This is a genomic window from Gordonia sp. i37 (assembly GCF_002043085.1).
GTDB classification, from domain to species: Bacteria; Actinomycetota; Actinomycetes; order Mycobacteriales; family Mycobacteriaceae; genus Gordonia; species Gordonia polyisoprenivorans.
On the sequence record NZ_MVPX01000123.1, the window covers coordinates 1 to 12969 of the forward strand.

The following is a 12969-nucleotide window of genomic DNA, read 5'->3' on the forward strand; positions in this document are numbered from 1 at the left end:
GGGGGGAGCCGTTGATCCCGGCGTCGTTGCGGGCCGAACTCGGCGAGACCGCCTGACCTCGCCCCGGAGGACCTCACAGGATGGCCCGGGGGATTCGGTCAGCGGGCGCCGGGCCCATAGACTTGCGGGCATGACCGAGAACGCCTCGTCCGCACAGTCCGTGAACTCGACGTCGGTGAACGCGATGTCGCTGGTCGACGTCGACCCCGACGTCGCCGCCGCGATGAACGGCGAGTTGAGCCGGCAGCGCGACACCCTCGAGATGATCGCGTCGGAGAACTTCGTCCCGCGCGCGGTCCTGCAGGCGCAGGGCAGCGTCCTGACGAACAAGTACGCCGAGGGATATCCGGGTCGGCGCTACTACGGCGGTTGCGAGTACGTCGACGTCGTCGAGGACATCGCGCGTGACCGGGCCAAGGCGCTCTTCGGAGCCGACTTCGCCAATGTGCAGCCGCATTCGGGCGCGCAGGCCAACGCCGCGGTGTTGATGGCGTTGATGAATCCGGGTGAGACCCTGCTGGGTCTCGACCTCGCACACGGCGGGCACCTGACCCACGGGATGCGACTGAACTTCTCCGGCAAGCTCTACGAGAACGTCTTTTACGGCGTGAGCAAAGAGGACTTCCGCATCGACATGGACGAGGTGCGCAAGATCGCCCTCGACACCCGCCCGAAGGTGATCGTCGCCGGGTGGTCGGCCTATCCGCGCACCCTCGACTTCGACGCGTTCCGCTCGATCGCCGACGAGGTCGGCGCCTACCTGTGGACCGACATGGCGCACTTCGCCGGCCTGGTCGCCGCCGGGCTGCACCCCAACCCGGTACCCGCCTCCGACGTCGTGTCCTCGACGGTCCACAAGACCCTCGGCGGACCGCGCTCGGGCATCATCCTGGCCAAGCAGGAATGGGCCAAGAAGCTCAACTCGGCGGTGTTCCCCGGTCAGCAGGGTGGTCCGCTCATGCACGTCATCGCCGGTAAGGCGGTCGCACTGAAGATCGCCGGCACCGAAGAGTTTGCCGAGCGGCAGCGTCGCACACTCTCCGGCGCAAAGATCCTCGCCGACCGGCTCACCGGCGCCGACGTCGCCAAGGCCGGTGTCTCGGTGCTCACCGGCGGCACCGACGTGCACCTGGTGCTCGTCGATCTGCGCAACAGCCCGCTCGATGGCCAGCAGGCCGAGGATCTGCTGCACGAGGTCGGCATCACCGTGAACCGCAACGCGGTGCCCTTCGATCCGCGCCCGCCGATGGTGACCTCCGGACTGCGGATCGGAACCCCTGCGCTGGCCACCCGCGGGTTCGGTGACGAGCAGTTCACCGAGGTCGCCGACATCATCGCTACCGCGCTGGCCGCCGGGACCGGCGCCGACACCTCGGCGTTGCGGGCACGCGTGTCGCGTCTCGCGCTGGACTTCCCCCTCTACGACGGGCTCGAGTCGTGGGGGCTGATGAGCCGCATCTGATCGGCCGTCGCGGCGGGCGGCGCGCCACGCAGGCGATGTCCGGATTGCCCCCGATGGTTACGCATCCGTATCCTCTTACGCGATGAACGCACTCACCGAAGACGACCTGATCATTGCGCTCGAGAAGGCGCTTCCGGAGATCGCCGAGGATCACGCCGCGGCGGCCACGCCCTGGAACCCGCACGACTGGGTGCCGTGGGACGACGGCCGCAACTTTGCCTTCCTCGGCGGTGACGACTGGGATCCGTCGCAGGCGACGCTGTCCGACGAGGCGCGCGCCGGCACCCTCGCGCTGCTGCTCACCAAGGACAACCTGCCGTCCTACCACCGTGTGCTCGCCAAGCACTTCCCGGCGTTCTCCGACTGGCGTCAGCTCGTCGGGGTGTGGACCGCCGAGGACAACCGGCACGCCATCGTGTTGCGCGACTACCTGGTGGTGCGTCGCGCGATCGACCCGGTCGATGCCGAGGAGCGTCGTCGCGAGCACGTCACCAAGGGTTACCGTCAGCGTCCCGAGCTCGTCCGGGATCTCGGCCCGCTCGACGTCCTGGCATTGATGGCGGTGCACGAGTACCAGTGCGTGCATTACGTCAAGCGTCTGGCGACCGCGGTGACCGACGACGTCTACCAGACGATCCTCACCAAGATCGTCGGTGACGACGAACTGCAGGCCCGGACCTTCACCAACTTCCTCGGTGCCGGGCTCGTCGCCGATCAGGACGCCACCGTGATCGCCGTCGACGAGGCACTGGCCCGACTGACCACCGAGCCCATCGGATTCGACATCGACGACTTCGACGCGGAGCGCGCGCTGATCGCCGACTACGAGAGCGGCGAGACGCACACGGCGATCGCCGCCGCCATCGCCGACGGCCTCAAGCTCGAGAGCTTGCAGGAACTCGGTGACGACGCGCAGGCCGCACGGCAGCGCATCCAGGCGCTCGCCGGCCGATAGTCCGCCGACTCACCACACTCCCGGTACCCCGCGATCACGTGGGTGCCGGGAGTGTGTGCGTGAGCGGGTGCCGCGGTCTCGCGTCGCACGCGGTTCCGGCGCTGTCCCCGGCCAGTCACCGGCGGTGAAAACTGTTCCGGACATGCCGATTGAGCACGGCTTTTCCCCCGGTGGCGGCGCCATCGTCACTTCGCTCAAACGATACGTGCGTTTACGCGAAATTCACGCCGACACACCTTCTCCGGCGCGCCGCCACGCGCCACACCGCGTACGTTGGCGAGTGACGGGCCGCGGGGAAGCGGTTCGTCCGGGAGGTTCTCATTCGTGGTTTGCAAGAGCAGCGCGAGGGGGCCGGCCCCGGTCCCCGTCCACTTCGGCTAACCGGAGCGGACCGAGACCCAGCCGGTCGACTTGAACTGGTTTGTGCGGGCGCCGCACAAATGTAGGAGCCCACGTGACCACACGCACCTACGTCCTCGACACCTCCGTCCTGCTTTCTGATCCCTGGGCGGTCACCCGTTTCGCCGAACACCATGTGGTTCTTCCGCTGGTGGTCATCGGCGAACTCGAGGGCAAACGTCACCACCACGAGCTCGGCTGGTTCGCACGTGAGGCCTTGCGGCTCCTCGACGATCTGCGGCTGGAATACGGTCGACTCGACATGCCGTTCCCCATCGGGGACGAGGGCGGCACGTTACAGGTGGAACTCAATCACACCGATCCGGCCGTACTGCCGGCCGGATTCCGCACGGAGACAAACGATTCACGGATTCTCGCGTGTGCACTCAACCTGCGGGCCGAGGGTAAGAACGTCACCCTGGTCTCCAAGGACACGCCGCTGCGGGTGAAGGCCGGCGCGGTGGGCCTGGCCGCCGACGAGTACCACGCCCAGGATGTCGTGGTCTCCGGATGGTCGGGGATGGCCGAACTCGACGTCGACCAGCCCGCCATCGACACCCTGTTCGCCGACGGCGTCGTGGACATCGACGCGGCGCGGGAACTGCCGTGCCACACCGGGGTTCGGCTGATCGGTCAGGGCTCGTCGAGTGCGCTGGGCCGGGTGAACGACGCCAAGCAAGTGCAGTTGGTGCGCGGCGACCGCGAGGCTTTCGGTCTGCACGGGCGCTCCGCCGAACAGCGTGTGGCGCTCGATCTGCTGCTCGACGACGGTGTCGGCATCGTGTCGCTGGGCGGCAAGGCCGGAACCGGCAAGTCCGCGTTGGCCTTGTGTGCCGGACTGGAAGCCGTCCTCGAACGACGGACCCAGCGCAAGGTGGTCGTCTTCCGGCCGCTCTACGCGGTCGGCGGACAGCAGCTCGGATACCTACCCGGCGGCGCCGACGAGAAGATGGGCCCGTGGGCGCAGGCGGTGTTCGACACGCTGGAAGGCCTTGCCTCGCAAGAAGTCATCGAGGAGGTGCTGGCACGCGGCATGCTGGAGGTGTTGCCGCTCACCCACATTCGTGGCCGGTCATTGCATGACTCGTTCGTGATCGTCGACGAGGCACAGTCGCTGGAGCGCAACGTCTTGCTGACCGTGCTCTCGCGTCTGGGGTCGGGGTCGCGGGTGGTGCTCACCCACGATGTCGCGCAGCGCGACAACCTGCGCGTCGGACGACACGACGGGGTGGCGGCAGTCATCGAAAAGCTCAAGGGCCACCCGCTTTTCGCGCACATCACGCTGACCCGCAGCGAACGGTCGCCGATCGCTGCGCTCGTGACCGAAGTGCTCGAGGAATTCGCGCCGGGCGCGGCGTACTGATCCCCGGGTGAAAGTCAGGGTGCTCGAAACCTACTGAGTCGCATCGGGTGTCGGGGTTCAGGACCGACCCGACACCCGGTCGGCCATCCGTGCGATGACATTCGTCCGCGATGAGCCATCGGCCAGTTCACGTCGATCGGCCGTGCGGTAGGCGGCGTACATCGTCGCCACGCCGAGCCAACGAAGCGGTTCTGGTTCCCAGTTGCGTGTGCGGTGTCCGGCCCACGGTAGGTCGGTGAGATCGGTGCGGTCGCCGGCGACGAGGTCGCACAGCGTTCGCCCGGCCACGTTGGTGGTGGTCAGGCCTGATCCCACATATCCACTGGCAGAACCGATTCCGGTGACCGGGTCGTAGCAGATGGACGCCGACCAGTCCCGGCTCACCCCCAGCACCCCACACCAGGTGTGGGCGATCGGGGTGTCCGCGGTGGCCGGGAACATCTCGTGCAACGCGGTTATCAGGGACACCGTCGTTCGCTCCTGGGTCCGGCCACGATCATCGATGCCGGAACCGAATCGATAGGGAACACCGCGCCCGCCCAACGCAATCCGGCCGTCGGCGGTGCGCTGCGAGTAGGTGTAGGCGTGAGCGGTCTCGCCCAGCAGCTCGCACCCGCCCCATCCGATGCGGTCCCAGATCTCGTCGTCGACTGGCTCGGTGACGATCATCGACGAATTCATCGGCAGTAGCTTGCGGTGTGTACCGGGCATGGTGGCGGTGAAGCCCTCGAGGCAGACCAGAATCGATTCGGCCCGCACCACACCGCGATCGGTGTCGACCCGGCGCGGACCGATGCCGGTGACGGCGGTGCCCTCGAAGATCTGTACGCCCCGGCGGGCCACCGCGTCGGCGACGCCCCGGGTGAGCTTTGCCGGGTTCACCCGCGCGCACTGAGATGAGTACATTGCCGATCGTGCACCCGCAACGGTGATCCGTTCGGCGACGGCGACGTCGTCGAGATACTCCCATCGACCACCGAGATGCTCCTCGTGCTCGATCTCGGCGCGTAGTCGGGCGTCCTGTGCCGCGCAACGGGCGATGTGCAGGACCCCCGACTTCACCGCGTCACACTCGATGGACTCGTTGGTGATGCGGTCGAGAACCTCGTCGACGCCGGACCGCATCGTCGCCGTGAGACGGCGATTCGCGTCGAGACCGTCGCGACCGCGGGATTCGGCGACCGCCGCGTAGGTGCGGCGATTGCCCGCGACCTCGGCCGAGAGCCATCCACCGTTGCGGCCGCTGGCGCCGAAACCGCAGAACTCGCGCTCGAGCACGACGATGCGCGCGTCGGGCAAGCGCTCGGCGAGGTAGTACGCCGACCACAGGCCGGTGAGTCCGCCGCCGACGATCGCGATGTCCGCGTCGCGATCGCCCGGCAGCGGTGGCCGTGGCGCCGACGGTCCGGTGGTGGAGTGCCAGAAGGAGACGTCGCCGTTGCGCATGTGGCCACCGTACGTCGCTGAATGTTGCGCGCGCATTAAGAATCAGTTGTTCAGTTGGCGATCGGAGACTGAATCCGTGACGATTTCAGCGAAGGACTGCCGTAATCGATACTCCCAAGGTTCGACCGACCCGCCCGCCGCCGGCGTGGTCGCCACGAAAGGCCCACCATGACCACTGTCTCGCAGGCTCCGATTGCCGAGCCCGTGCCGACCACCCGCGGTGCGGTCGCCCTCCGGGCGATCCGCAAGGTGTATGCCAACGGCCACGTCGCGGTCACCGGCATCGATCTCGACGTCGCCGCCGGCGAGTTCGTGTCGCTGCTGGGCCCGTCGGGGTGTGGCAAGACGACGCTGCTGCGCATGCTGGCCGGTTTCGAGCGGCCCACCGCAGGTGACATTCTGCTCGACGGTGCCTCGATCGTGGATGTGCCACCCGAACGCCGCCCGGTCAACACCGTGTTTCAGTCCTATGCGTTGTTCCCGCACATGACGGTCGCGCAGAACGTGGGTTTTGGTCTGCGACAACGCAAGGTGGCGAAGAAGGAGATCGGCCAACGCGTCGCCGACGCGCTCGATCTGGTGCAGATGACGCGCTTCGCCGACCGCAAACCGGCCATGCTCTCCGGCGGTCAGCAGCAGCGGGTGGCGCTGGCCCGCGCGCTGGCGAACCGGCCCGACGTGCTGTTGCTCGACGAGCCGATGAGCGCGCTGGACCGCAAGTTGCGCGAGGAGATGCAGATCGAACTCAAACTGCTGCAGAAGGAGCTCGGCACCACCTTCATCTTCGTGACCCACGATCAGGAGGAGGCATTGTCGATGAGCGATCGGATCGTGGTGATGAGCGAGGGGCGCATCGCCCAGGTCGGCATCGGTAAGGACATCTACGCCGCGCCGACCAACCGGTTCGTCGCCGACTTCATCGGCAAACAGACCTTCTTCGACGTCACCGGCGACTACGAGGACGGACGCATCGCCACCACCGACGGGCGTTTCGCCGTCGCCGAGATCTCGGCCGACGCCACCGGTGGCCTGGTCGTCGCGGTACGCCCGGAGGCGATCTGGTTCGCCGAGAACGACTCCGACGTCGACGCCGCCGACAACGTCGTGTCCGGCACCGCCGCAGGCGTGTCGTTCCTCGGCGACCTGACGCAGGTGGTGGTCACCACCGACGCCGGCACCGAGGTGCTCGTACGCGGCGCCACCCGCAACTTCCCGCCATTGCACGAGGGACAGCGTGTGCGGTGCACCTTCGCCGCCTCCGACGCCCGGGTGTACGCCAAATGACCGCCCGCACAGCGTCGGACGCATCGGACGCGGTGCGCGCACTGGTGCCGAATCGGTCCGTCGCGCGGATCACCCGTCGCAGCTTCCTCGCCGGAATCGGTGTGGCGGTCGCCGGGGTCACGGTGTCGGCGTGCGGTGGTAGTCACAAGATCGCGAGCTCGGCGCCGATGGGCGCGGCCGCCGAGGGCAGGCTGAACTACTACAGCTGGGGCGACTATGAGGACCCCAACGATCTCGACGGCTACGAGAACCGCTACGGGGTCACGCTACAGGTCGATTCCTTCGGCTCCAACGAGGAGATGATCGCCAAACTCGCTGCGGCACGCGGAACCTCGGGGTATGACGTGGTGGTGCCCACCGGGGTGTACATCCCGCAGATGGTGGAGCACGACCTGCTCGATCCGCTCGATCATGCGCGCGTTCCCAACCTCGCCAACCTGGAGGAGCGGTTCTTCGACCCGCCGTGGAATCCGCGCTCGCGCTACGGCGCCTGCAAGGACTGGGGCACCACCGGATTCATGTATCTCAAGTCGCTGACGACGAGGACGCCGACCACCTGGCGCGATTTCATCGAGCTGGCCCAGGGGCCGGCCCGGGGGAAGGTCAGTGTCCTCGAGGATCCCTGGGAGGTGGTCTCGATCGCCATGGGGGCGTTGAACATCGACCCCAACACCACCGACGAGAAGGATCTCGCCGCGGCCCGGACACTGCTCGTCAACGATCTCGCCCCGACGCTGCAGGGTTACAACTCGTCGATCACGTCGGTGGTGTCGGGCGGCGCCTACAGCTTGCTGCAGGCGTGGAACGGCGATGCGCGTCTGACGCTGACGAACGAGAGCGACCCCGACAAGTGGGGATTCGTTTATCCGCTGCCGACGGCCAACCTGTTCGTCGACAACTTCGCGATCGTGCGCGGGACCCAACACCCGGTCGCCGCACACGAATTCATCAATTACATGCTCGACCCGGAGGTGTCGTACCGGGAGATGGAGTACATCGGCTACCAGACCGGGGTGAAAGGGATGGCGGAGAAGGGCCGGGCCGCCGACCTCGACTACCCCGACCTGTTGTTCCCACCCGATGAGGTGGTCGATCGGCTGGTGTCGGCCAATGTCGACTCGGCCACCCAGGAACGCACCGAGATCCTGGGCCAGATGCAGGCGAGGAGCGCCCGATGACCACTACCGTCGACACCCCCGCGATCACCCCAGAACCGATCAGCCCGACCCCGAAACCGCCATGGCGGCAACGGTTGTTCGGTGCAGGTGGGCTCACCTTTCCGGCCTGGGCGTATCTGCTGTTCTTCTTCGTCGTCCCGGTGGCCCTGGTGGTGTGGTACAGCTTCGGCTACAAACCCGACCAGTTCACCACCTATGCCACCGACCAACTGAGCTTCGGTCGCTATTCGGAAGCCTTCGGCGCGGACTACCGGTCGACCTTCTACAACACCCTCACCATCGCCGTCACCGGAGTGGTGATCGCGCTTGCCGTCGGTGTGCCGTTCGCCTATTGGCTTGCGGTCAAATCGAATCCGCGACGACGACCGATCTATCTCGCGCTCATCATCATCCCGTTCTTCACCAACTTTCTGGTGCGCACCATCGGCTGGCAGATCACCCTGGCGCCGTCGGGATGGCTCTCGGGCGTGATGCAGAGCGTGGGGCTGGGCGAGCTCGGCATCCTCTACACCCGCGCCGCGGTGCAGGTCGGCGTGGTCTACAACTACCTGCCGCTGATGATCTTCCCCCTGTTCGTCGCCATGGATCGGGCGGGTCTGTCGCTGCGGGAGGCCGGGCGCGATCTCGGTGCCAACCGCTGGACGACGTTCTTCCGGATCACGCTGCCGCTGGCGTCGCCGGGCATCGTCTCGGGCACGCTTCTGGTGTTCATACCGTTGATGGGCGACTACGTGACACCCTCGGTCCTCGGCGGTGCGAAGGGCACGATGGCCGGGCAGATGATCGCCGCGCAGTTCGAGACCGCCCAGAACTGGGCGCTCGGCAGTGCGATGACGGTATCGCTGATGATGATGGTGCTCGTGTGCGTGGTGCTCGCCGGTCTCGTCGTCAAAGGTGTTGCGGTGGTGCTGGATCGGCGGGTCTTCTCGGTGACGCTGCCGACCGGCGGCCCGGCCGATCTCGGCGCCCTGCCGCGTCTGGTGATGACGCCGCTGCGCACCCGGCGGGACTGGTACTCGATCTGCCTGAAGGTGTGGGCGGTCGTGGTCTATGCCTTCCTGTTCCTACCGATCCTGGTGATCGTCGCCTACTCGTTCAACACCGGGCGTGTGCTCGCCTCGTTCGAGGGATTCGGGTTCGGCGCCTACCGCGACGCGCTCACCGACGACACGATCCTGCACAGTGTGCGCATTTCCTTGGAGGTGGGCCTGCTGTCGGCTCTGCTGGCCACGCTCCTGGGGTCGTTGGCCGGCATCGCCATCGGGATGTCGCGGCGCCCGCGCTGGTGGTCGGTGGGGTTGCTGGCCCTGCTGACGGTCACCCTGGTGACGCCCGACATCGCCGATGCGGTGGCCTTCCTGCCCTGGTACGTCACGCTCGGCGTCGACTGGAATCTGTTGCCGTTCAACAACGGTCTGGTGCGGTTGGTCATCTCGCACGCAGTGGTGTCGATGGTTGTGGTGACATTCATCGTGCGAGCTCGGGTGTCGGCCCTCGATCCGGCACTCGAGGAAGCGGCCGCAGATCTCTACGCCTCGCCGCTCGCGCGGCTGCGGCACGTGATCCTGCCCGCCGCCACCCCGGGCATCGTCGCCGGGATGATGCTGGCCTTCACGTTCAGTCTCGACGACGTCGTGATCTCGACCTTCGTCCAGCAGCCGGGCTACACGCCGTGGCCGGTCTACATATTCTCCGCGGTGCGTATCGCCCTGCGGCCGGAGGTGGCCGCGATGTCGACGCTGATGCTCGTCCTGACGCTGGTGGTGCTGGCGCTGTCGGCCCTCGTGCTGCGCAGGTCGGGGGAGGATGCGACCTCGATGACCAAGATGATCGGCTGAGGCACGACCCGACCCGAACCTTGAAGGTGAAACCGGGTTCAAGTACGGTCGGGGCATGGAGATCCAGAACACAGTTGCCGTGGTCACCGGTGCCGGCGGCGGCATCGGTGGCGCGATCGCCCGCGCGCTGAGCGTTGCCGGCGTCCGCGTGGTGCTGACCGACCTCGATTCCGACGCCGTCGCGCGCACCGCCGAGGCGATCATCGAAGCCGGTGGCCAGGCGATTGCGCTGGCCGGCGACGCTTCGGACAACGCGCACATCGACGACGTGCTCGCCACGGCCGGTGAGCATTTCGGCCCCGTTGATCTGTATTTCGCCAACGCCGGAATCGGCGGTGCGGCGGGTCTGGATGTCACCGACGACGACTGGGACACCGTCATCGACGTGAACCTGATGGCACACGTACGCGCCGCGCGTCGGCTCGTGCCCGAGTGGAGCGAACGCGGCCGCGGATACTTCGTCAGCACTGCGTCGGCGGCCGGCTTGCTCACCCAACTGGGGTCGGCGACCTACTCGGTGACCAAGCATGCGGCGGTCGGGTTCGCCGAGTGGCTCAGCGCCACCTACGGCGACGCCGGCATACGCGTCAGTTGTCTGTGCCCGATGGGCGTCGACACCAAGCTGCTGCGTCCCGACCATGCGCCGGACACCGACGGCGAGCGCCTGATGCAGCGAGCGGTCGAGACCGCCGGCGCGGTGATCACGCCCGAAGAGGTCGCCGACCTCGTGCTGGCGGCGATCGCCGATGAGCGTTTCCTGATCCTGCCGCATCCGGAGGTGCTCGAGATGTACCGCCAGAAGGGCGCCGACTACGACAGGTGGTTGCGCGGGATGCGGCGCTATCAGGCCGCGCTGCTCGCACAGCAGGACGCCTGAAGCGCCACCGTCGGCGAATCCGTCGAGACCACAACCGCTCTCATCGAGGAGACAACCATGACATTGTTCGAGCCATCACCGCGCGCCGAGGAATACCGGCAGAAACTGCTGGCCTTCATGGACACCTATGTCTATCCCAACGAGGCCGTCTACGACCAACAGATGCGGGAGTCGGCCAATCCCCATGCCACCCCGGACATCCTGATCGAACTCAAGGCAAAGGCCAAGGCCGAAGGATTGTGGAATCTGTTCCACCCCTACGCCGAATGGGGGCCGGGGCTGTCGAACCTGGAGTATGCGCATCTCGCCGAGATCATGGGACGGGTCGGTTGGGCGCCGGAGGTGTTCAATTGCAACGCCCCCGACACCGGTAACATCGAGGTACTGACCCTCTTCGGCACCGACGAACACAAGCAGCGCTACCTCAAGCCCCTGCTCGACGGTGAGATCGCCTCGGCATTCGCGATGACCGAGCCCGCGGTCGCCAGCTCCGACGCGACCAACATCGAGTTGCAGATGGTCCGTGACGGCGACGAGTACGTCCTCAACGGACGAAAGTGGTTCGCCTCCAACGCGGTGCGGCCCGACTGCAAGGTACTCATCGTGATGGGCAAGACCGATCCCACCGCCCCCACCCATCGACAGCAGTCGATGATGGTGGTGCCCACCGACGCCGAGGGTCTCACCATCCTGCGCAACCTGCCCGTCTTCGGCTACGTCGACCGGGAGAGCCACGGCGAGTTGGTGTTCGAGAACGTCCGGGTGCCCGCGACCGATGTCCTCAAGGGAGAGGGTGAGGGATTCGCGATCGCCCAGGCGCGTCTGGGGCCGGGCCGCATCCATCACTGCATGCGCACCATCGGGATGGCCGAGCGGGCACTGGAACTCATGTGTCGGCGAGCGGCCGCACGCTCGACGTTCGGACAGTCACTCGCCGATCGCGCCAACATCCAGGACTGGATCGCCGAGGCGCGCATCGATATCGAAATGGTGCGGCTGCTGACCCTCAAGGCCGCATACATGATGGACACCGTCGGCAACAAGGCCGCGGCGACCGAGATTGCCGCCATCAAGGTGGCTGCGCCCAACATGGCGCTCAAGATCATCGACCGCGCCATCCAGGTTCACGGAGGTGCCGGTGTCACCGACGACTTCCCGCTGGCCATGGCCTACGCGCACCTGCGCACGCTGCGCCTGGCCGACGGTCCCGACGAGGTACACAAGCGCGCGATCGCCCGCCGCGAGTTGCGCAGCTACCGGGAAGCCGCCACGGTGCCGGAGACGGTGGCCGGCGTGTCCGACGACGCGCTCTCGGCCCGGTACTGATCGAAGCGGGAAGCCGTTGCAGCGCAAGAGAGTCCGGTGATCGAGTGGAGAGTGGGCAATGAGTGAGACCGACGTGGCGGGGGAACTGGCGGAGATCGCCGAGGTCGATCCCGTCGCCCTGCTCGGCTGGCTGCGCGGAGCGGGTATCGAGTGGGCCGGCACGGTGCGGTGCACGCGCGTCGGATTCGGTCAGTCGAATCTCACCTATCTCCTCACCGATGACGCCGATGGCCGATGGGTGCTGCGTCGTCCGCCGGTCGGCACCCTACTGGCCTCGGCGCACGACGTGGTGCGCGAGGCGCGCATCCTCTCTGCGCTGGCCCCGACCGACGTCGCGGTTCCGGCCGTCCTCGGTGTGTGCACCGACGAGTTGGTGAGTCCTGTTCCGCTGGTGGTGATGGAGTTCGTGGACGGTGTCGTCCTAGACCGGCTCCCGGCGGCGCAGGCGCTCTCGCCCGCGATACGGCGGGCGGTGGGGGAGTCGATGATCGACACCCTCGCCCGCATCCACGACGTGGACATCGAGCAGGCCGGTTTGGCCGACCTGGCGAGCCACACGCCCTACGCGGCACGCCAACTCAAGAGGTGGAGCGCGCAGTGGGAGAAGTCGAAGACCCGCGAGATCCCGGCGCTGGACGAGTTGACCCGACGACTGTCGGCAAGTGCCCCCGAACAACGGGAGACCCGACTGGTCCACGGGGACTTCCACATCCGCAACGTCATGATCGATCCGGAGAGTGGAAGGGTACGGGCGGCACTGGATTGGGAGTTGTCGACCCTGGGTGATCCGCTCGCCGACATCGGCAGCACCTTGGCGTACTGGCCGGGGGGGGGGGGGGGG

General features: G+C 67.0%; 10 protein-coding genes. 9 read left to right on the plus strand and 1 reads right to left on the minus strand.

The features are described from left to right. Positions 1–130 precede the first annotated feature (130 nt). The 3 genes from glyA (at position 131) to B1964_RS05780 (ending at position 4179) form a co-directional block, all read left to right on the plus strand. Entirely contained in the window at positions 131–1462 is a 1332-nt protein-coding gene (glyA, locus tag B1964_RS05770) for a serine hydroxymethyltransferase (protein WP_290440678.1), read from the plus strand. 82 nt (positions 1463–1544) lie between these two features. Next, a complete protein-coding gene (locus B1964_RS05775; RefSeq protein ID WP_079929185.1) occupies positions 1545–2417 on the plus strand; it encodes an acyl-ACP desaturase in 873 nt (290 codons plus the stop codon). A gap of 454 nt (positions 2418–2871) precedes the next feature. Then, positions 2872–4179 carry a PhoH family protein gene (locus tag B1964_RS05780; protein WP_079929186.1) on the plus strand — a complete coding sequence of 436 codons (1308 nt, stop codon included), beginning with the start codon at positions 2872–2874 and terminating at the stop codon, positions 4177–4179. A gap of 57 nt (positions 4180–4236) precedes the next feature. On the opposite strand, the gene B1964_RS05785 is transcribed toward B1964_RS05780, so the two are convergent. Continuing rightward, positions 4237–5661: an FAD-binding oxidoreductase gene (locus B1964_RS05785; protein WP_079929187.1), complete on the minus strand. Its 1425-nt coding sequence runs from the start codon at positions 5659–5661 to the stop codon at positions 4237–4239. Positions 5662–5793: 132 nt separating this feature from the next. On the opposite strand from B1964_RS05785, the gene B1964_RS05790 reads away from it, so the two are divergent. From B1964_RS05790 to B1964_RS05815, 6 genes are all read left to right on the plus strand, one after another. Then, positions 5794–6909, plus strand: a complete 1116-nt coding sequence (locus B1964_RS05790) for an ABC transporter ATP-binding protein (RefSeq protein WP_079929188.1) — start codon at positions 5794–5796, stop codon at positions 6907–6909. After that, on the plus strand, positions 6906–8087 hold the full coding sequence (locus B1964_RS05795) for a spermidine/putrescine ABC transporter substrate-binding protein (protein WP_020171762.1): 1182 nt from the start codon (positions 6906–6908) through the stop codon (positions 8085–8087). Before B1964_RS05790 ends, B1964_RS05795 begins: the two co-directional genes overlap by 4 nt. Further along, positions 8084–9925, plus strand: coding sequence for an ABC transporter permease subunit (locus tag B1964_RS05800; protein ID WP_079929189.1), 1842 nt, complete (start codon positions 8084–8086; stop codon positions 9923–9925). Before B1964_RS05795 ends, B1964_RS05800 begins: the two co-directional genes overlap by 4 nt. 55 nt (positions 9926–9980) lie before the next feature. Further along, positions 9981–10802, plus strand: coding sequence for an SDR family oxidoreductase (locus B1964_RS05805; protein ID WP_079929190.1), 822 nt, complete (start codon positions 9981–9983; stop codon positions 10800–10802). A gap of 57 nt (positions 10803–10859) precedes the next feature. Next, a complete protein-coding gene (locus B1964_RS05810) occupies positions 10860–12128 on the plus strand; it encodes an acyl-CoA dehydrogenase family protein (RefSeq protein ID WP_079929191.1) in 1269 nt (422 codons plus the stop codon). A gap of 58 nt (positions 12129–12186) precedes the next feature. Continuing rightward, positions 12187–12969, plus strand: a 783-nt coding sequence (locus tag B1964_RS05815) for a phosphotransferase family protein (protein ID WP_079929192.1), incomplete at its 3' end; no start/stop codon positions are given.

Coding starts and splice junctions, on each gene's coding strand:
- B1964_RS05810 (WP_079929191.1), top strand. CDS start 10,860: ATGACATTGTTCGAGCCATCACCGCGCGCCGAGGAATACCGGCAGAAA.
- B1964_RS05785 (WP_079929187.1), bottom strand. CDS start 5,661: ATGCGCGCGCAACATTCAGCGACGTACGGTGGCCACATGCGCAACGGC.
- B1964_RS05775 (WP_079929185.1), top strand. CDS start 1,545: ATGAACGCACTCACCGAAGACGACCTGATCATTGCGCTCGAGAAGGCG.
- B1964_RS05805 (WP_079929190.1), top strand. CDS start 9,981: ATGGAGATCCAGAACACAGTTGCCGTGGTCACCGGTGCCGGCGGCGGC.
- B1964_RS05790 (WP_079929188.1), top strand. CDS start 5,794: ATGACCACTGTCTCGCAGGCTCCGATTGCCGAGCCCGTGCCGACCACC.
- glyA (WP_290440678.1), top strand. CDS start 131: ATGACCGAGAACGCCTCGTCCGCACAGTCCGTGAACTCGACGTCGGTG.
- B1964_RS05800 (WP_079929189.1), top strand. CDS start 8,084: ATGACCACTACCGTCGACACCCCCGCGATCACCCCAGAACCGATCAGC.
- B1964_RS05795 (WP_020171762.1), top strand. CDS start 6,906: ATGACCGCCCGCACAGCGTCGGACGCATCGGACGCGGTGCGCGCACTG.